This is a genomic window from Streptomyces sp. NPDC091280, assembly GCF_044768565.1.
Lineage (GTDB): Bacteria > Actinomycetota > Actinomycetes > Streptomycetales > Streptomycetaceae > Streptomyces.
The window spans coordinates 97518-116402 of record NZ_JBIVUZ010000010.1; the positions used below are offsets into that span (position 1 = coordinate 97518).

General features: G+C 70.7%; 13 protein-coding genes, 1 other RNA gene and 1 pseudogene. 7 read left to right on the forward strand and 8 right to left on the reverse strand.

Features of this window, described 5'->3' with window-relative positions; all coding sequences use genetic code 11:
* Window positions 1–20: 20 nt before the first annotated feature.
* Entirely contained in the window at window positions 21–2399 is a 2379-nt protein-coding gene (locus ACIQPR_RS28930; RefSeq protein WP_403654177.1) for a DUF2786 domain-containing protein, read from the reverse strand.
* A 170-nt stretch (window positions 2400–2569) separates the two neighbouring features.
* On the opposite strand from ACIQPR_RS28930, the gene ACIQPR_RS28935 reads away from it, so the two are divergent.
* From ACIQPR_RS28935 to ACIQPR_RS28945, 3 genes are read left to right on the forward strand one after another with little or no spacing between them, the layout of a single operon-like run.
* Complete coding sequence (locus tag ACIQPR_RS28935; RefSeq protein ID WP_403654180.1) at window positions 2570–4381, forward strand: DUF4357 domain-containing protein; 1812 nt, start codon at window positions 2570–2572, stop codon at window positions 4379–4381.
* 35 nt (window positions 4382–4416) lie between these two features.
* Window positions 4417–5637, forward strand: coding sequence for an McrC family protein (locus tag ACIQPR_RS28940; protein WP_403654822.1), 1221 nt, complete (start codon window positions 4417–4419; stop codon window positions 5635–5637).
* 40 nt (window positions 5638–5677) lie between these two features.
* Window positions 5678–7822 carry a UvrD-helicase domain-containing protein gene (locus ACIQPR_RS28945; RefSeq protein ID WP_403654183.1) on the forward strand — a complete coding sequence of 715 codons (2145 nt, stop codon included), beginning with the start codon at window positions 5678–5680 and terminating at the stop codon, window positions 7820–7822.
* On the opposite strand, the gene ACIQPR_RS28950 is transcribed toward ACIQPR_RS28945, so the two are convergent.
* The 5 genes and pseudogenes from ACIQPR_RS28950 to ACIQPR_RS28970 all read right to left on the reverse strand — a co-directional run bounded on the left by ACIQPR_RS28950 (window position 7806) and on the right by ACIQPR_RS28970 (window position 12559).
* Entirely contained in the window at window positions 7806–9458 is a 1653-nt protein-coding gene (locus tag ACIQPR_RS28950) for an N-6 DNA methylase (RefSeq protein ID WP_403654186.1), read from the reverse strand. The genes ACIQPR_RS28945 and ACIQPR_RS28950 overlap by 17 nt on opposite strands.
* Before the next feature lie 213 nt (window positions 9459–9671).
* Window positions 9672–10087, reverse strand: an RNA gene (gene rnpB / locus ACIQPR_RS28955) — RNase P RNA component class A.
* A gap of 124 nt (window positions 10088–10211) precedes the next feature.
* Window positions 10212–10994 (reverse strand): annotated as a pseudogene (locus tag ACIQPR_RS28960) (DMT family transporter); the annotation flags it as partial.
* A gap of 22 nt (window positions 10995–11016) precedes the next feature.
* Window positions 11017–11844, reverse strand: a complete 828-nt coding sequence (locus ACIQPR_RS28965; protein WP_403654189.1) for a helix-turn-helix domain-containing protein — start codon at window positions 11842–11844, stop codon at window positions 11017–11019.
* Window positions 11845–11893: 49 nt separating this feature from the next.
* The gene (locus ACIQPR_RS28970) at window positions 11894–12559 is read right to left on the reverse strand and encodes a TetR/AcrR family transcriptional regulator (RefSeq protein WP_403654192.1); all 666 of its coding nucleotides are present in this window, start codon (window positions 12557–12559) and stop codon (window positions 11894–11896) included.
* Between the two features lie 46 nt (window positions 12560–12605).
* Between ACIQPR_RS28970 and ACIQPR_RS28975 the strand changes: the two genes are divergently transcribed.
* Window positions 12606–14213, forward strand: coding sequence for an FAD-dependent monooxygenase (locus tag ACIQPR_RS28975; protein ID WP_403654195.1), 1608 nt, complete (start codon window positions 12606–12608; stop codon window positions 14211–14213).
* A gap of 34 nt (window positions 14214–14247) precedes the next feature.
* On the forward strand, window positions 14248–14793 hold the full coding sequence (locus ACIQPR_RS28980; protein ID WP_403654198.1) for a hypothetical protein: 546 nt from the start codon (window positions 14248–14250) through the stop codon (window positions 14791–14793).
* Here ACIQPR_RS28980 and ACIQPR_RS28985 read toward each other — a convergent pair.
* A complete protein-coding gene (locus tag ACIQPR_RS28985; RefSeq protein WP_403654201.1) occupies window positions 14744–16174 on the reverse strand; it encodes an RNB domain-containing ribonuclease in 1431 nt (476 codons plus the stop codon). The genes ACIQPR_RS28980 and ACIQPR_RS28985 overlap by 50 nt on opposite strands.
* Window positions 16175–16250: 76 nt before the next feature.
* On the opposite strand from ACIQPR_RS28985, the gene yaaA reads away from it, so the two are divergent.
* Both yaaA and eda read left to right on the forward strand, forming a co-directional pair.
* Entirely contained in the window at window positions 16251–17033 is a 783-nt protein-coding gene (gene yaaA, locus ACIQPR_RS28990) for a peroxide stress protein YaaA (protein WP_403654204.1), read from the forward strand.
* 86 nt (window positions 17034–17119) lie between these two features.
* Window positions 17120–17773, forward strand: a complete 654-nt coding sequence (gene eda / locus ACIQPR_RS28995; protein ID WP_403654207.1) for a bifunctional 4-hydroxy-2-oxoglutarate aldolase/2-dehydro-3-deoxy-phosphogluconate aldolase — start codon at window positions 17120–17122, stop codon at window positions 17771–17773.
* Here the strand turns inward: eda and ACIQPR_RS29000 are convergent.
* Window positions 17748–18878, reverse strand: coding sequence for a bifunctional RNase H/acid phosphatase (locus ACIQPR_RS29000; protein WP_403654210.1), 1131 nt, complete (start codon window positions 18876–18878; stop codon window positions 17748–17750). The genes eda and ACIQPR_RS29000 overlap by 26 nt on opposite strands.
* Window positions 18879–18885 lie beyond the last annotated feature (7 nt).

Genomic DNA, 18885 nt, shown 5'->3' on the forward strand with positions numbered 1-18885 from the left:
GGTCGGCACAGTCACCACGATCAGGTGATGAGCTCGCCCATTCCCTCATCCTCCCCGTCCAGAGCGAGGCCGCCGATGTCGGCCTGCTGCCCGTCCGCGTGCCCCTGCCGGTATCCGCTGCCGGTGAAGCGCGTACGGCGCACCTTGCCGACCTTTTGGTAGTGGGCCGCGACCTGAGCCTGAACCTGGGTGGTCCGGTCCGCGAGGACGATCTCCACAGTGCGGTTCCGCACGGAGGTGTCCGCCGCGGCGCCCTCAGTGCGTTCGCGCTCGCTCTCCTCCCGAGCCGTGCGCTCGGCTGCCGCGATCCGCGAGGCGACGGACGGGATGAAGCCGACCATCCAGGAGCGCTTGTAGGCGCGCGGGAGTTCCCCCGGCGGCCGGTGCCGTGCGTCCGCCCGTTCGGCCCCCTGCAGCATCTGCATGCGCAGGCTCGCGTAGAGGACCTCGACGGAGTGCAGATCCGTGGCGAAGCCGAAGATGTGGACCCGGTGCTTGTTGGCCTTGCCGCCGGGATAGATGGGGTGACAGCGCATCGCGTAGGCAATGGCGGACAGCAGCCGTTTACACTCGCCCATCCATGGGGCGACGACCTCGATCACCCGGTCCGACGGCGTCTCGCGGGTCGGGGTGTCCCCCTGCAGCATGGCCTGTTCGATGCCGTACTTCGCCATCAGGGCCGCCGCCTTCTGCAGGAAGGCCTCCGCCTCGGCCTGGGTGGCCGCCGGGTCTTCGGCCTGCCGCAGGATGGCCTTCACCTTCGCCAGGAGATCGTCGGAGAGGCGTCGTCTGGGCGGCCCCGGTGTCTCGGGGGTTTCGGGGGTCTCAGGGGTGTCCGAGCCGCTCGCGGTGGAGGTGTCGTCCGACGGCGCCGGATCGTCCATCCCCTCGTCGTCGTCCCACCCCTCCTCCCATTCGTCCTCCTGCTCGTCCACGATTTCTTCGGACACGACGGCGTCCACGAGGTCGTCGACGTTCGGAACCAGGTTGCGCAGTGCCCGTAGCGCGCCCTGATGCCAGGCCGCGGCGTCGGCACTCTGGATCCCGGCCCGCAGCGACCGGAGCAGGACGAACGTGCCGTCCGCTCCCCGCGTCACGAACTCCAGGCGAGCATGGCCGAGTTCGGCGAGGGACAGCAGTTCACACAGATCCGTCGCGCTGTGCCGGGAGTAGCGCAGCTCGATACCGGGCTCGGGGTACCAGTCGTCCGGCCCGTCCAGGCCCAGACCCTCGAACAGCGTCCCCTGACGAGAGAGCGGGACATCGACCTGCACACGGATCGCGGAGGACGAGGCCGCTCCGGAGAAGGCCAGGGCCGCCGCCCGCTCCTGTGGAGAAACGACGATGTGATACCAGACCGGCACGGAACCGCGCATGGCGTGCCAGGTGAATTCCCCGCGCGCCAGCCGTTCGGCGGCCTCCTCGGCGATACCTGGCGCGAGTACACCGTCCGTCCACGCGCTCGCCGAAGGGCCCGCCACATAGTCGAGGAATTCGCTCAGGTACTCGTTCAGAGCCCGTCGGTCGGGCGATGTGGCATCGCGGAACACGGTCCGTTCGGAGACTGAGAGCGAGGCGATCAGCGGATCGACTTCGTCGCTGACGTATGCCTCCACGGTCTCGCGCAGCTCCGCCAGGAACTCCTCCGTCGCCGAGGACGTGCCGCGCTCATGCTTGTCGCACCAAGCCCGCAACTCTTCCTCGTACAGCTGCTGTTCGGCGATAAACGCGAGGTGGCCGGCACTCTGCAGGGCCTCCTCACACCCGGCCAGCGAGTTCTCGACCGCCTCCACGACCTCGGGCTGTGACAGGACCGCCCCCACTAGCAGCCTCTGGGGTTCCTCGGCCACATCATGCAGGTAGTTGTCGAAGGGCGTGAGCGACAGCCCCTTCTCATCGTGCCGTGTCCACTCGGGATACGGCACGCCGTCCCCGCCCGCCACCCGGACACCCCACCGAGCGACCAGTTCGTCATCGGCCCGCCCCAGCCCGACCTTCCCGGCCCGCTCCCGCCTCCAGAGCCCGATGACCAGTTCCTCCCACGCCTGCGCGTTCCAGGACCACAACGCCGGGTCCTCGGCCGTCACGAGGTCGGCACGGAGCCGGCGTACGGCGTCGGCCAGGTCGTGGCGGTGTCCGTGCGGGATGAGCAGCTCCAGCCACGCGACCGTCTCCGCCACGGGGAGCACACGCGACTCGTCGGCCGCGACACGGCACAGGACCAGGGCGTTCACGAGTCGCTGGTCACCCAGATCCGTGGGGATCAGGGCGTGCAGTCGCGGACCGAAGTCGTCCAGCGCCTCGCTGAGCTCAGTGACCCGGGCCCGCAGCCATGTTTTCCGGGCCCCGTTGAAGCCCGGGACCGAGCTCGGCTCATGGACTGTGCTGTGCTCCGTCATGACGTTTCACGCCCTCCCCCGGACCAACCGCACCAGGCGGCAACCCGCACCCCGCGATCGAAAACGAGTTCACATCCTAGGGGCCTCGGCCGCGGCCGGATCACGGGCTGTGTCAGTAGCTGACAGTAGGCTTCGGAGAAGATCGGACCACTGGTGTGAGGGGGAGTTCCATGGCCGAGGCGTACCAGGAGTTCCAGCTGCGGTTGCCGAACGGCGGGCCGCTGGCCCGTGGGCGGCTCCTGGCGGAGAAGGGCGCAAAGGGGAGCCGGAAATTCGTCGTGCTGGCGGGCTCGCCGGTCCGGGCCGAGGCAGTGCCCTCGTTCGCCGTACGGAAACCACCGTCGTATCGCAGGCGGCAGCAGCTGATCGAGGATGGAACGATCCGGAAGTCAGAGCGCTGGCCCGGCTGGCTGGAGGCATCCCAAGACATCGAGTTCACGTCACCGTCAGGTGCGGCCGAAATCCTGATGGGGTGCAGTACGAACGGGTGGGGGGCATGGAAGTCCGCCACGGACGGACTGTCGCTCGCAGCCCATCTCGGGCAGGCGTCAGCCGGCCCCAACCGCCCCTGGTTCATCCGCGGCTCGAACGTCACCGGGCTCGATCTGGTCCAGCGCCTGTGGCTCCCTGAGGGGCTCGTCACCCTCGCCGCCTCCCATCTGCGGCAGGGCATTGCACAGTCCACCAGTAAGGACGACCTGCGCACCTTCGTCCAGGAGGACTACGAGTCGACGGCCACCTACAGCCAGAAGCAGCAGCTCGTCGACGCGCTGCACGCCTTCCTCTCCCGCGTCAAACCCGGCGACACGGTGTGCACCATCTCCGGCGGGCAGTTGTACGTCGGTGAGATCACCGGCGAGGCCGAGCAGACGGAGTCCGAGGACCGGCGGTCCAACCTGCGCCGACCGGTGGACTGGCAGGCGACCGGATACCCGTACGACGACCTGCCGGAGGAACTTCAGCAGAAGCTGTCGATCCAGCACGACGTCGTCGACCTCTCCGCGGTCCAGGCCCTCATCGAAGGACTCGGTCTGAGCGACGAGGAACTGGTGGAGGAGGCCGAGGCCATAGAGCGCGACCCGAGTGCGGAAATCCCCGCCCTGGTCGCCCGCCGCGAGCTGGAGCTGCCGGACCCCACGGACGAACTGACCGCCGAACTCCTGGTGCACGACAGGGAGTGGCTGCGCGAGGTCCGCGATCTCCTCGCGGACGAGCGGCAGTTGGTGCTGTACGGCCCGCCGGGTACGGGCAAGACGTATCTGGCGCTCAAGCTCGCCGAGTTCCTGGGTGGCGGACCCGAGCAGGTCACACTCGTACAGTTCCATCCTGCCTACGGGTACGAGGACTTCGTCGAGGGCTTCCGGCCGAAGGAGGACCCCGACACACACGAGGTCGCCTTCCGGATCACCGCGGGCCCACTGCGTGAGCTGGCCGCCGTGGCGGGCAAGGAGGGCAACCGGCACATCCCGCACTTCCTGATCATCGACGAGATCAACCGCGCCAACCTGGCCAAGGTCTTCGGCGAGCTGTACTTCCTCCTCGAATACCGGAACAAGTCCGTCCGGCTCCCCTACTCCGGCGAGGACTTCGCGCTGCCGCCGAACCTGTTCGTGATCGGCACCATGAACACCGTGGACCGGTCGATCGCGCTCGTGGACGCGGCGATGCGCCGCCGCTTCGCCTTCGTCGAGCTGTCCCCGCGCACGGAACCGACGAGCGGGCTGCTGCGCCGCTGGCTGGCCAAGGAGAGCAAGGACAGCGAACCCGCCGATCTGCTCGACGCGCTCAACTCCCGCGTCGACGACGCCGACTTCCGGATCGGACCCTCGTACCTGATGAAGAAAGGTGTCTACCGGGAGGGCGGTCTGGAGCGGACCTGGCGGACGAAGATCCTGCCGCTGCTGGAGGAGCACCACTACGGGGAGGGCGTAGACATCGAGAAGCGGTACGGGCTCGCGGCACTGCGCGAGTCACTGACGTGAACGCCGACACCGGGGCCGTACCAGCTGTCGAGACCATGCATCTCATCGAGCACGCGCCGGCCGTCTCCGTTCCGCTGGCGGACGCCGTCGGCCGGGCCCTCGCCTCCCAGCGCATCGTGGACGCCGCCCCGGACCCGTACACGCCGGGCCGTTGGTCACTGCGGGCCGGCAGCAAGGTCGGCGCCGTGGCCGTCACGGCACCGGGTACCGGTGAGCGGGTCACCGTCCGCATCACACCGAAGGTGCCCGTCGCCCGGCTCTTCTTCCTGCTTGGTCACAGTCTCGACCCGAGAGGGCCCTGGCGCGACGGGCAGGTGGCGGTCGCGGAGCACAACGAGGTACTGCCCGCACTCGCCCACGCCGTGGAACGGCAGGTCGACCGCGCCCTGCGACAGGGGCTGCTGCAGGGCTACCGGGCGACGGAGGAGACCGCCCTCGTCGTACGTGGGCGGATCCGGGAAGCGGAGCAGATACGGCAACGCTTCAACATGACGTTGCCGGTGGAGGTGGCGTACGACGAGTTCACCACCGACATCGCCGAGAACAGCATCCTGCGGGCCGCCGTCGAGCGGCTGCTACGACTACCTGGTGTCCCGCGCGAGGTGCGCCGCAGGCTGTCGCACCAGCGTGTCCGCCTGGCCGATGTCAGCCCGATCGTGCGTGGACAGCCATTGCCCGGCTGGCAGCCCACCCGTCTCAACTCCCGCTACCACCAAGCCCTGCATCTCGCTCGTGCCGTCCTCGACGGAGCCACGGCCGAACACGCGCCGGGCGGGCTCCGGGTCGAGGGGTTCCTGTTCGACATGAACAAGCTCTTCGAGGACTTCGTGACGGTGGCACTGCGGGAGGCGTTCCGGGGCACGGGGCACACGGCCCGTCTCCAGGATCCCCACCATCTCGACTCCGCCGCCGCGATCCGCATGAAGCCCGACTTCGTGCTGTACCGCGAGGACGGAGTGCCGTGCGCGGTGGCAGACGCCAAGTACAAGGCCGAGAAACGGGACGGCTACCCCGATTCGGATCTGTACCAGATGCTCGCGTACTGCACGGCTCTCGGCCTGCGCGAGGGACACCTCGTGTACGCGAAGGGCAACGCCTCCCATGCCGCCCACCAGGTGCGTCACGCGGGCATCCTCCTTCATCAGCACGCCCTCGACCTCGACCAGGAACCGTCCGTACTGCTCGCGGACATCGCGGCGGTGGCCCGGCGGATGACTGACGAGGGCATAGGAACGGCAAACACCCCGCGCATATGATCGACTGCGGAGTGTCCGTCCAGGGTGGGGAGTTCACCTCGTGCCGCAGCTCGCGTTCGCCAACAGTTTCTGGGAGAGCTACGACGTCCTGGAGAAGCCCGTCAAGGCCGGCGTGCGCAAGGCGATGCAGAAGTTCCAGCTGCTCACCGTTCCCGAACTACAGGCGGACAAGGGTCTCCACCTGGAGTCCGTGCGGAACGCGCAGGACACCCGGATGCGGACCATCCGCATCAACGACTTCTGGCGTGGAGTCGTCCTCGCACCCGACGACGGCAGTGACGTGTTCCTGCTCGTGAACGTCGTGCGGCACGACGACGCGTACTCCTGGGCGGCCAAGCGGCTGTACACGACGAACTCCGCGACGCGGGCGCTGGAAGTCCGCAACGTGGTCGCCATCGAGCAGTTGACCCCGGCCCTGGAAAAGGCCGCAGAAGCCGCCGACTCCCTGCTCTTCGCGAAGTACTCGGACACCGTGCTCCACGAACTCGGCATCGACGACCAGGTGTTGCGGGCGGTGCGGACGATCGTCGACAAGGCACAGCTCCAGGCGTTCGAGACCCTGTTGCCGGAGGACCAGTGCGAGGTGCTCCAGTACCTCGCGGAGGGGTTCACTCCGGAAGAGGTGTACCGGGACGTGGTCGCCGTGCGCCGCCCGGTCGACGCGGGTCCCGACCCGGACGCGAGCCTCGCCGTCGCCATCGCCAACACCACCAGCCGCATCACCCTGGTCTCTGGTCCCGAAGAGCTGGCGGACATTCTGGAGAAGCCGTTCGCGGCCTGGCGCGTGTTCCTGCACCCCTCGCAGCGCCGGGTCGCCTACCGGGTGTCGTACGGCGGCCCGGTGCAGGTCACCGGCGGTCCAGGCACCGGCAAGACGGTCGCGGCCCTGCACCGTGTCAAGCATCTGCTCACCCGCTCGCCCGACACCCGGGTACTGCTCACCACATACACGAACGCCCTGGCCGCCGCACTGCGCGAGAACCTGTCCCTGCTCCTGGACCACGATGACACGCTCCTCGGCCGCGTCGACGTGACCACGGTCAACGCCTACGCGTACAGCATCGTGACCCGCCTCGACGGCAGGCCCCCCTCCCCCGTCAACGACCGGGAAGAACGGCAGCTGTGGCAGCGGGTCGTCAAACAGCTGGGACTGCCGTGGACCGAGCAGTTCCTGGCTCAGGAGTACCGGCATGTCATCCTCGCCCAGGACCTGCGGACGCCCGACGCCTATCGCACCGCCCTGCGGCGCGGTCGCGGGAGTGCACTGCCATCGGCACGACGTGACGAACTGTGGTCCGCAGTCGAGCTGTTCGAATCGATGCTGCGCAACCAGAGAGCCAGCACCCACCTGAAGGTGTGTGCTCGTGCGGCCGACCTACTGGTCGGCTCGGTGCCCACGCACGACCACGTCGTGGTCGACGAAGCCCAGGACCTGCACCCCGCCCAGTGGCGCGTCCTGCGCGCCGCGGTGGCGTCCGGCAGCGACGACCTGTTCATCACCGGCGACCCGCACCAGCGCATCTACGACTCGAAGGTCTCGTTGGGCTCCCTCGGCATCCCGGTCACCGGGCGCACTCACCGCCTGCGTATCAACTACCGTTCCACGGAGGAGATCCTCGTCTGGTCGACCGGCATCCTCAGCCCTGTCGCGGTCGACGACTTGGGCGGGGAGGGCACCGACAGCCTCGCCGGTTACCGCTCCCTGCTGCACGGCCGAAGGCCGCAAGCAGACGGGTACGGCTCCGAGCAGGCGGAGGTCGCGGCTCTTGTCGAGCGCGTCGAGAACTGGCTGGCCCAGGGCGTCCGCCCCTCCGAAATCGGCGTGTGCGCCCGTTTCAACGTGCTGCTGGACAAGGTGTTCGACAAGCTGGCCGCAGCCAAGGTGCCGGTAGTCCGGGTCAGGGACAACCCGGGGCCGGCCGTGGACGGGGTGCGGCTGGCCACCATGCACGCCATGAAGGGACTGGAGTTCCGCTGCGTCGCCGTTCTGGGGGTCACGGCCGGTGCAGTGCCGTTCGCCCGCGAGGTGACGCCTGCCTCTGTGGACGCGCTGCAGCACGACTCTGATCTGCTGCGAGAACGCTGCCTGCTGTTCGTGGCATGCACGCGAGCACGGGAGGCGTTGGCTGTCTCGTGGAGCGGTACCGCGAGTTCGTTCGTGCCGCCGATCAGCTTCCGGGCCTGAGTGCCCCGTTGCCGAGGCCGTCCCTGGCCAGGCTCGCCACGTCCCGACTCAGTTCGCCCACCCTGCGCGCCCGCTCCTCGAAATCCTGGAGCGCGCGGAAGGCTGCACCGTACCGGCGTTGATCGGTAATGGCCATCTGCGGGACGCGAGCGCCTTTGCCGTCGACCCGAAAGGTTCCGCTGGCACTCGTGGAGCGCCGGATGTTGGCAGCACTGCGAAGAAAGCCCTGAAGATAGTCGGTGTCGAGCTGGTCGCTGACCGAGACAGGTTCCGGGTCTCCGTACTCAACGAGCCCGGCGCGGGCGAGGTCGGCGACACTGACAGTGGGCCCGTCCAGAGATCCAGGGCTGTCACCGGCGGCCAATACCGGCAGCAGGTCCGCCAGGAGTCGCAGGTGTTCGGTCAACTCCCGCCGTAGGGAATGGTATTCGAGCGTGTAGTCGCGATGTGACTCCTCGACATGACGGCCAGGTGTGAGATCCACGGTTTCGTCGAGCAGGTCGATCAGTGCAAGCTCCACCAGTTGACCGGGGTCCGGCTCCAGAGAGCCGTCCGGATCTCCAGCTGTCAGATCGACCATGCGGACGACGGTGACGGCATCGCCAAGGGCCCGCGGGCGGCGCAGGTGCCAGAGGTGTACTGGGAGGGCGTGCGAGGAGGCGGTGCCCGGCGGAAGGGCGGTCACCTGAGTGAGGACACCCCGGCGGACCAACTCGGCGCGGATACGGCGGCCGGCCTTGCGGTAAGCAACCGAGGCGGGCATGACCATGAGAACGCGACCACCGGGCGCGGTGTGCGCGTAGGCGTGCTGCAGCCAGGCGAGTTCACCTTCGGCGCGTGAGGGGGTGCCGAACTCCCAGCGCGAATCGAGCAGTAGCTCCTCGCGCCCCCAATCGGGCTCGCTGACAGGCGGATCGCAGATGACCAGATCGGCCCTCAGCTCCGCCCATCGATCGTCGCGCAGCGAGTCTCCGGCGGCGACGACCACATTGGTACGTCCGGTGAGGTCGGCACGCCGCCGTGCGAACAGGGCGCTGCGGGCATCGGACTCCTGCCCCCGGCGCGTCGGTCCATGCTCGGGGCCGACAGCCAGGAGCAAGGTGCCGACGCCACAGGCCGGGTCGAACAAGGTCGCGTCGTCGGCCACCTCACCGACGAAGTGACGTACAGCGCGAACCACGCGCGGTGACGTGACCTGATCCGATCCTGCCCTACGCACAAAGTCGGTGAATCGCTCCGCCAGAGCGTTCACCACCTCGGCCGCGCCACTGCTCTCGGCGAGCTCAAGCAGGAGGCCCGCGATGTCGATCGGAAGCCCTGTCGGCGCCTCCCCCTCCGCGAGGAGAAGGGTGACGTCCGCGAGCCCGCCGATCATGTCGTCACCGTAGACTCCGCGCAGCGCCTGCCAAAGCCTGACGTCTGCCGCGACATCCTGCCCCTTGCGTTGCACGTCCAGCCAGGCCTGCACCTCGGCCAGATCGAACAGCGGACTGTTGACGCCACCGGCAGCAGGTGCCGGGAAGTCGTCATGGCGTCGCCGCCAGTTCGAGACGGCCGCACGGGTGACGCCCGCCAGCCTGGCGATCTCCGAACCGGTGACCAGCGGGCCGGTCGGCGAGGCGGCAGTGTCCGTCATACGCCCCACCGTACACAAAGTCGATCACTTCATCAACGCATGCATTTGTTGACGACGTCAACGTGGTCCGATAGGAAAAGGCAGCATCCCGTTCCCGTCGACGAGTTTCCTGTCTCGGATTCCTCGCCCGGTCCGGCCGGAGGGTATTTCGCCGGGTCGGGATCCGCAGTCGAAGCAGACGTCGTCGCCCCGCTGGGGCCAAAGAAATAGCGGCAGACGAGCCGAGCCATACGCCGGGTTCTGTGTCCGGAAGGACCTCGCGATCCCCCCGGCGACGGCCATCCATCTAGGACCGGTGTTGCCACCGGCCTCGTGCGGTCTACCCGGGGACTCGGGCGGGCAGCCCTCGAACGTCCTCGCAGGAGCGCCTCATATCCCTGAGGCGTTCCCTTTTGACCTTGCTCCAGGTGGGGTTTACCTAGCTGCCCAGGTCACCCTGGGCACTGGTGGTCTCTTACACCACCGTTTCACCCTTACCGAAGACCGAAATCCCCGGCGGTCTGTTTTCTGTGGCACTGTCCCGCGGGTCACCCCGGGTGGCCGTTAGCCATCACCCTGCCCTGTGGAGCCCGGACGTTCCTCGGGGAGTTCCCGCTAGGGGCACTCCACGCGGCCGTCCGCCCGGCTCGTCTGCCGTGGGGTCCATCGTACCGGGCGGCGGCCGTCCCTCCGACCCGTGCCCGGCCCCGCCGTCGCCAGCACCGACCCCGCCAGGATCAGGGTGAACGCGACGCCGATGCCGACCGTCAGGTTCTCGCCGAGGAAGAGCGCCCCAGCCGCCACCGCCACCGCCGGGTTGACGTACGTGATCACCGTCGACCGCGTCGGGCCGACCTCCTTGATCAGTTCCAGGAAGGCCACGAACGCCACCGCCGTGCAGATCACGCCCAGGCCGGCCAGGGAGGCCAGGACCTGGGGTGAGGGGACCGAGGACGGCCAGGTCAGGGCCGCCGCCGGGGCGTAGACGAGCGCCGCCAACGCCAGGCAGGGGGCGGTCAATTGGAGGGTCGGGACGTCCTTCAGGTGGCGGGCCGCGATCAGTGGGGCCGTCGCGTAGCCGAGCACCGTGAGCAGGACCTCCGCCAGGGAGCGCGCGTCGCCGCCCGTCAGGTGCGGGACCGTGAGGACGGTGACCCCGGACAGGCCCAGCGCCAGGCCCGCCACCCGGCGCGCGCCGAGCCGTTCCGCGTCGCCGAAGAAGCGGGCCATCAGCACGCCCACGATCGGTACGCCCGCGATCAGCAGACCCGCCGTGGAACTCGACAGGTGCCGTTCCGCGTCCGTCAGCGTGAACCACGGGCCGATGATCTCTATGCACGCGAAGGCCAGCATCGGGCGCCAGTGCGTCCGGAGTGTGCGGGCGAGGCCGCCCTGTCGCAGGGCGAAGGGCAGCAGGAGTACGGCGCCCAGGGCGCAGCGCGTGAAGACGACCATGGACGGGGAGAGCGGGGCGTCCACCGCCACCTTGATCATCAGGTAGGGGATGCCCCACACCACTCCCATGAGGGAGAACAGGAACCAGCCGCGTGCAGTCATACGGCGAGGATGCGCCGTCGCCTCACCGGGGGTCTTGAACGCTGTTGCGGTACGCCGCCGGGGTCACCCCGAGCACCCGCCGGAACCAGCGGGTCAGATGCGCCTGGTCCGCGAAGCCGACCTGGACCGCCACCTCGGCGGGACGTCCGCCGGCCTCCAGCAGGGCGCGCGCCCGGGTCACCCGGTACTGGGCGAGCCAGGCGTACGGCGGTATCCCCATCGTCGTGCGGAAGGCGCGCAGGAGCTGGTAGCGGGAGAGGTCGAAGTCCGCGGCCAGGGACGCGAGCGAGGGTGGGGTCAGCAGTTCGTCCGCGAGGCGGTCGCGCACCGCGTGCGCCACCTCGGCCGCGCCCACGACGAGGTCCGGTGCCGGGCGGGCGGTGGAGTGGCGGCGGGCCAGGGCCGTCAGCAGCCATGGGAGGCGGGACTCCGTCTCCAACGGGTCCGGGCAGGAGCTGAGCCGGGTGTGCGCCAGGCGCAGCGCGACGGCGAGTTCGGGGTCGTCGAGGAGCGGTTCCCGGAAGTGCGGGAGGCCGCCGAGGGTGCCGTCGGTCAGCAGGGCCGGGTCGGCGTAGAGGGCACGGTAGGCGTAGCCGTCGGTGGTGTTCCCGGGGCCCCCGGTGTGCATTTCGCCGGGGGCGAGTACGACGATGGAGCCCGGGCCGGTGCGGATGTGGCCGCCTCGGTAGTCGATCACTTCCGAGCCGCCGACGCAGACCCCGATGGTGAACTCGGCGTGGGCGTGCGGGGCGTAGACATGGCGGTCGAAGCGGGCGGTCAGGAGGTCGAGCGGCGGGCCGCAGCGGCCCAGTCTCGCCCTCGTCCACAGGGCCTGTTCGCGTGCGCTCACCGGTCGCGCCCCCTTTCCTCCACAGGGTGCAACGCGTCGGGGGCGCGTGTCATTTCGGGGCGAGCGCCCGCTCCAGGACGTCGAAGGCCGCGTTCAGCCGCGCCTGGTGGTCCCCGGCCGTCGCCTCCCCGCGTTCGCCCGCGAGCAGGCGGCGCGCGGTGGTGACGTAGACCGAGCGGTACGCGGCGACGATCAGGGCCGCGGTCAGGGCCGGGTCGGGGGTGGCCGAGTCCTGGTCAGGGGCGTCCGGGGCGCGATCAGAGGTGTCTGGGGCGGTTTCCGCGAGGGCGGCGGCCAGGGCGTTCTCGATCTCCTCCAGGCCCTCGCGGGCGCGGGCGCGCAGGGCCGGGGAGTCGATCACGACCTGCCAGAAGTCCGGGAAGTTGTCGTTGGGGCCGGCCAACGGGTGGTGCTGGTCGCGGAGTTCGAGCGTGAGGCGGCGCAGGGCGGCGAGCGGGGTCTCGTCCGGGGCGCGGTGGCGTACCGCCCCGCTGAGCACCTCGACCGCCTCCGGGATGCGGTCGAGGAACAGGTCCTCCTTGCGCGGGAAGTAGTTGAAGACGGTCATCGTCGACACCTCGGCGGCGCGCGCGACCTCCGCGACCGAGACTCCGTCGAAGCCGCGCGCCTTGAACAGTTCCGTGGCCACGTTCGAGATCCGCTGCCGGGTCGCCCGCTTCTTGCGCTCTCTCAGGGAGAGCTCACCCTCACTCACGAGAACAGTGTAGCGAACATAATTTTTTAGTGACTACACTAATCTCATGGATGCTGACACGAACACGAGCAGTGACTCGAACTACGACGTCCTCGTCTCCGGAGCCGGGCCCGTGGGGCTGCTGCTCGCCGCCGAACTCACCCTCGGCGGTGCCCGGGTGCTGGTCGTGGAGCGGCTGGCCGACGTGGACGAGACGATCAAGGCCGGCGGTCTCAACTCCACGACCACCGTGGCCCTTTACCGGCGCGGGCTGCTGCCCGAACTGAGCGGGATCCACGAGGAGGCGATGGGCCGCTTCAAGGAGTTCATGCGGACGCACGGCGGCGGTGGCAGCAAGGCCGCCCCCGTCCCGCCGCCGAAGTTCGCCGGGCACTTCTCCGGGATCATGCTGCGGGCCGATCTGCTCGACGAGTCGGACCCCGCCTTCGCGGGCCTCGGTCCGGTCGACCGCGTCGGGCTCGTCCCGCAGGCCCCGCTGGAGCGGCTGCTCGGCCGGCATGCCGAGGCGCTCGGCGTCGAGGTGCGCAGGCAGGTCGAGTTGACCGGTTTCGACGCCGACGAGGAGGGCGTGACCGTCCGCCTCGCCCCGGCGGACGGCACCGCGCCGTACACCGTGCGGGCCGGCTGGCTGGTCGGCTGCGACGGGGGCCGCAGTCTCGTGCGCAAGCTGAGCGGGATCGGGTTCCCCGGCACCGCACCGGAGATCACCGGCTACCAGGCCATCGCCGACATGACCGGCACCGAGCCCTTGCGCGGCGGCTGGAACACCACCGACGTGGGCACGTACGCCTTCGGCCCGCTGCCGGGACGGATCCTCACCGTCGAGTTCGACGGGCCGCCCGCCGACCGGCAAACCCCGGTCACCGCCGAGGAGTTGCAGGCGAGCGTGCGCCGGGTGACCGGTGTCGACGTCACCGTGGGCACGGTCCACTCCTCGACCCGGTTCACCGACAACTGCCGTCAGGCGGACACCTATCGGGCGGGCCGGGTGCTGCTCGCGGGTGACGCGGCGCACGTCCACTCGCCGTTCGGCGGGCAGGGGCTCAACCTCGGTGTGGGGGACGCGATGAACCTCGGCTGGAAGCTCGCCCTGGTGGTGCGCGGCCGGGCGCCGGTGGAACTCCTGGACACCTACACGGCCGAACGGCATCCGATCGGCGCCTGGGTGCTCGACTGGACGCGCGCGCAGATCGCGGTGATGCGCCCCGAACCGCACTCCCGGGCCCTGCGCGAGGTGGTCACCGACCTCGCGGGGACCGTCGACGGCACGACGTATCTCGTCAAGCGGATCTCCGGCGTCTGGCAGCACTACGACCTCCCGGGCGACCATCCGCTGACCGGCCGCAGCGCCCCCGACCTCGAACTCGCCGACGGCACCCGCCTCGCCGACCACCTCCACCACGGCCGCGCCCTGCTCCTCGATCTCGCCGACGACCCGAAACTCCGCTCCCGCGCGGAGGGTTACGAGGGTGTGGTGGACGTCCTGACCGCCTCCTGTCCGGGGCGGCCGGAGCTCGCCGCCCTGCTGGTGCGCCCGGACGGGTTCACGGCCTGGGCGGCGGACACCGGCGAGGAGGGCGAGGGATCGGGCGACAGCGGGGACGGGCCCTCGGACGCGCTGCGGCTCTGGTTCGGCGCGCCGGTTGGTGCTTGACCCTGCCGCGACGTCAGCATCTGCACTGGAGTTCATGAGGACCAACTGGGCAGGCGGCGGGCGGTTGTTCGGGTATGCGCGGGGGCGGCGGTCCCTGCTGGCCGGGTCGGCGGTGGCGTGCGTGCTGGAGACGCTCACCATGTCGGTGCTGCTGCGGGACTGGCCGGTGCTGCGCCAACTGGTGCCGGTTCTGGGGCTCTGCGCGGTCGCGGCCGTCGCCGCCCTGCACGCGTCCTGCGTGGCCCGCCCGCATCTGCTGGACACCCATGCGCTACGGCTCCGGCGGGCCGCCCGCGCCGACGTGGTCGTCCCGCTGGGTCATATCGCCTCCGCCGAGGGCGAGTTGCGCATGGCCCGGCGCCGTGCCGACGGTGAACTCGACCTCGCCGTCGGCTTCCGCACCTCCGTCACCCTCCGACTCGCCGAGCCCGTCACCCACTTCACCCTGCTGGGCCGCCAACGGGAGGTCCGCACCGTCCACTTCCACGCCGACGACGCCGACCGCGTCGTGGCGAGCCTGGTGGAAGCGGTCAGGCGGGCGCGAACCGTACCTTCGACGTGCCCGGGTCGGCCTGGGTGAGGCGGACCCGCAGGCGCTCCCCCAGGGGCAGCGCGGTCGTACCGCCTTCGAGCCGGGCGACCACCGCCGGGGTGTCCAACTGGACTCTTCCCACGGTGGGTTGACGTTCCTCGACGTCGACCACACAGCCGTCGAAGAGTTCGCCGACGCGGTCCTTCAGCAGGGCCGCCTCGACGATGTCGACGCACTCGCGTTCCACGGTGCCGGCGAGGCGGGTGCCGTCGGCCATCTGCTTGGGCAGGGCGTCGAGGCCGGCCAGCACCCAGGCGGGCGGGGACGCGGGAGACAGGCAGATCTCCGAGGCGTAGCGGTCGACGAGCCGTCGTAGCGGAGCCGTGCAGTGGGTGTAGGGGGCGGCCACCGCCGCGTGGGTGGTGATGGCGGGGAGGTCGCCGTCCCGGAAGACCGTGTAGCCCGCGCCGCGCAGCAGGGTCGTGCACTCCTGGAGGAAGGCCGCGTGGTGCGGGAGGCGCGGGTCGAGGGAGCGGATGAGGCGCGCGTACGACATGTGGTGCGGCCAGTCGATGCGCAGGGCGTGCGCGGTGCGGCGCAGGCGGCCGACCGCGCCGTCGGGGGCGGCGGGCAGGGTGCGCAGGACGCCCGTGCCGTGCGTGAGCATCAGGTCGGCGGCGGCCATGCCGGTCAGGAGGGAGATCTGGGCGTTCCAGCCGTCGGCGGGGAGCGGGGCGCGGTAGGCGAGTTCGTAGGTGTGGTCGTGCTCGACGATCTCCTGCTCGGGCACGTTGAGGGAGATGCCGCCGCGCTCCGCCTCCAGGCGTTCGCGGGCCTCGCCGATGTCCTTGAGCAGCGCGACCGGCTCCTCGGCGGTGCCGGTGTCGATCCGTCGCTGGACGGTGGCGTAGTCGAGTTTGGCCCGGCTGCGGACCAGGGCCCGGTGCACGTCGACGGCGGCCGTACGGCCGTCCGCGTCCAGGTCGATCGTCCACAGCACGGCCGGCCGGGTCGCGTCCGGCAGCAGGCTCGCGGCGCCCTCGCTGAGCAGGGGCGGGTGCAGCGGAATCCGCTCGTCCGGGAAGTACAGGGTCGTCACCCGTCGGTGGGCCTCCGCGTCGAGGGCCCCGCCGGGGGTGACGAAGGAGGCGACGTCGGCGATGGCGTACCGCACCCGGAAGCCGGTGCCCCGGCGGGACAGGTGCATCGCCTGGTCGAGGTCCCTGGACGTGGGCGGGTCGACGGTGAAGAAGGGGATGTCCGTGGCGTCCGGGAGAGCGGGCGGCGGAGCTGCGGCAGACCGCTCGGCCTCCGCCAGTACCTCCGGCGGGAAGCTCTCGGGTACGCCGAGTCCGGTGCGCAGCGCGGTGAGGGCGGCGCGGAGCGGGGCTTCGGGGGTGCCGGTCATCCGGATGCGGCGGCGGGGCATGACACGAGCGTAGGCACAATCCGCCGGGCCGCACCCTTTACGCTGGCGCAGCGCCCACCGTAAGGAGAAACCCACCGTGCTCGTCCTGCTGCCGCCCTCCGAAGGCAAGGCCTCCTCCGGCCGCGGTGCCCCGCTCAAGCCGGAATCGCTGTCGCTGCCGGGACTCGCCGACGCCCGCGCGGCCGTGCTCGACGAACTCGTCGACCTGTGCGCGGCCGACGAGGACAAGGCGCGCGAGGTGCTCGGCCTGAGCGAGGGACTGCGCGGCGAGATCGCCAAGAACGTCGGCCTGCGGACCGCCGGGGCGCGCCCCGCCGACGAGATCTACACCGGTGTCCTCTACGACGCGCTCGACCTGGCCTCGCTGGACCCGGCCGCGAAGAAGCGGGCCGCGCGCTCGCTGCTGGTGTTCTCCGGGCTGTGGGGCGCGGTGCGGGTGACGGACCGGATTCCGTCGTACCGCTGCTCTATGGGGGTGCGGCTGCCCGGACTCGGGGCGCTGGGCGCGCACTGGCGGGCGCCGATGGCGGCCGTGCTGCCCGAGGTCGCGGGCAGCGGGCTGGTGCTGGATCTGCGGTCCTCGGCGTACGCGGGGGCGTGGAAGCCGAAGGGCGAGATCGCGGGGCGGACGGCGACCGTACGGGTGCTGCACGCGCCGACCCGGAAGGTCGTCAGCCACTTCAACAAGGCGACGAAGGGGCGGATCGTACGGAGTCTGCTGAGCGCGTCGGCCGTGCCCGGGACGCCGGCCGAACTGGTCGAGGCGTTGCGGGGGCTGGGGTACGAGGTGGAGGCGGAGGCGCCCGCGCAGGCGGGGCGGGCCTGGTCGCTGGATGTGCTGGTGGACGAGATCCACTGAGGATCGCTTCGGGGTAGAGCCGGGCATGCGTTGCAATATGCGCAATGGGCTTTGCGTGTGCTGCATCAGCTCGGCAGGATGAGGTCATGGCCTCCTCCTCGCTGCTCGATCTCGCTCCCGTCCTGCCCGTCGTCGTCATCGAGGACGCGGCCGACGCCGTGCCGCTCGCGCGGGCGCTCGTCGCCGGGGGGCTGCCGGCGATCGAGGTGACCCTGCGGACGCCCGCCGCGCCGGCCGCGCTGCGGGCCGTCGCGGACGAGGTGCCGGAGGCCGTGGTCGGGGCGGGGACCGTGCTGACTCCGGGGCAGGTCGAGGAGTGCGTGGCGGCGGGGGCGCGGTTCCTCGTCAGCCCCGGGTGGACGGATCTGCTGCTGGAGGCGATGCGGGGGTCCGGGGTGCCGTTCCTGCCCGGGGTGTCCACGACGTCGGAGGTCGTGGCGCTGCTGGAGCGCGGGGTGCGGGAGATGAAGTTCTTCCCGGCCGCGGCGGCGGGCGGTACGGCCTATCTCAGGTCGCTGGCCGGGCCGTTGCCGCAGGCGCGGTTCTGCCCGACCGGCGGGATAGGGATCGACTCCGCGCCGGAGTACCTCGCGCTGCCCAACGTCGGCTGTGTGGGCGGGAGTTGGATGGTCCCGGCGGACGCGCTGGCCGCGCGGGACTGGGGGCGGATCGAGGCGCTGGCCCGCGAGGCCTCCGCGCTCGGCGCGGGTGGGCTCAGCGCAGGTGGGACGTGTCGTTGAACAGCCGGACGCTCGCGTTGCCGTCCGCGTAGTACGCCACCGTCGACAGCGAGGCCGCCGAGAGTTCCATCCGGAACAGGGCCTCCGGCGGTGCGCCCAGGGCGAGTTGGACGAACGTCTTGATCGGGGTGACGTGGGTGACGAGCAGGACCGTGCGGCCCGCGTAGGCCGCGATCAGCTTGTCGCGGGTGGCCGCGATCCGGGTCGCCGTGGCCGCGAAACTCTCGCCGCCGCCGGTGGGCGGGACCTCCGGGTCGCCCAGCCAGGCGGTCAGGTCGTCCGGGTACCGCTCGCGGACCTCGCCGAAGGTCAGGCCCTCCCAGGCGCCGAAGTCCGTTTCGCGCAGGCCCTCTTCGATCGTCACGTCCAGACCGAGGAGGTCGGCCGCGGCGGCGGCGGTCTGCCGGGTGCGGGTGAGGGGCGAGGCCAGGATGTGCTGGATGGTGCCCCGGGCCGCCAACGCGGCTGCCGCGCGGGCGACTTGGTCCTCGCCGACGGATGAGAGGGCGGGGTCGGTGCCGCCGCTGCCGGAGAAGCGCTTCTGGGGGGTGAGGGGGGTCTCGCCGTGGCGGAGGAGGACGAAGGTGGCGGGGGCGCCCATGTCCGGCGGGGCCCAACCGGGGCTGGGGGCGGCCACGTTGCCGGCGGCACGAACATCGGCCTCGGCCGTCGTCCTGGCGCGGGATCGGGAGGCGGCTGCGCCGCCGTCGTCCATCGCCCTGTTGGCCAAGCTGTCCGCCCGCTTGTTCCGCTCCCTCGGGATCCACTCGTACGTCACCCGGTCCACCGGGAACACCGCCCCCGCCTCCGCCGCCAGCGGCTTCATGTCGGGGTGCTTGATCTTCCAGCGGCCCGACATCTGCTCCACCACGAGCTTGGAGTCCATGCGGACGTGGACCCGGGCCTCGGGGTCCAGTTCGTGGGCGGCGCGCAGTCCGGCCACCAGGCCCCGGTACTCGGCGACGTTGTTCGTGGCGACGCCGATGTACTCGGCCGCCTCCGCCAGGGTCTCCCCCGTCGCCGCGTCGATCACCACACTGCCGTAGCCCGCCGGTCCCGGGTTGCCCCGGGAACCGCCGTCCGCCTCGACGATGAACTCCCGCACGCCCAGG

Excerpts from the sequence above, each read along its gene's own strand:
- ACIQPR_RS28930 (WP_403654177.1), bottom strand. The coding sequence starts at position 2,399 with ATGACGGAGCACAGCACAGTCCATGAGCCGAGCTCGGTCCCGGGCTTC.
- ACIQPR_RS28935 (WP_403654180.1), top strand. The coding sequence starts at position 2,570 with ATGGCCGAGGCGTACCAGGAGTTCCAGCTGCGGTTGCCGAACGGCGGG.
- ACIQPR_RS28940 (WP_403654822.1), top strand. The coding sequence starts at position 4,417 with ATGCATCTCATCGAGCACGCGCCGGCCGTCTCCGTTCCGCTGGCGGAC.
- ACIQPR_RS28950 (WP_403654186.1), bottom strand. The coding sequence starts at position 9,458 with ATGACGGACACTGCCGCCTCGCCGACCGGCCCGCTGGTCACCGGTTCG.
- ACIQPR_RS28975 (WP_403654195.1), top strand. The coding sequence starts at position 12,606 with ATGGATGCTGACACGAACACGAGCAGTGACTCGAACTACGACGTCCTC.
- ACIQPR_RS28980 (WP_403654198.1), top strand. The coding sequence starts at position 14,248 with ATGAGGACCAACTGGGCAGGCGGCGGGCGGTTGTTCGGGTATGCGCGG.
- ACIQPR_RS28985 (WP_403654201.1), bottom strand. The coding sequence starts at position 16,174 with ATGCCCCGCCGCCGCATCCGGATGACCGGCACCCCCGAAGCCCCGCTC.
- eda (WP_403654207.1), top strand. The coding sequence starts at position 17,120 with ATGGCCTCCTCCTCGCTGCTCGATCTCGCTCCCGTCCTGCCCGTCGTC.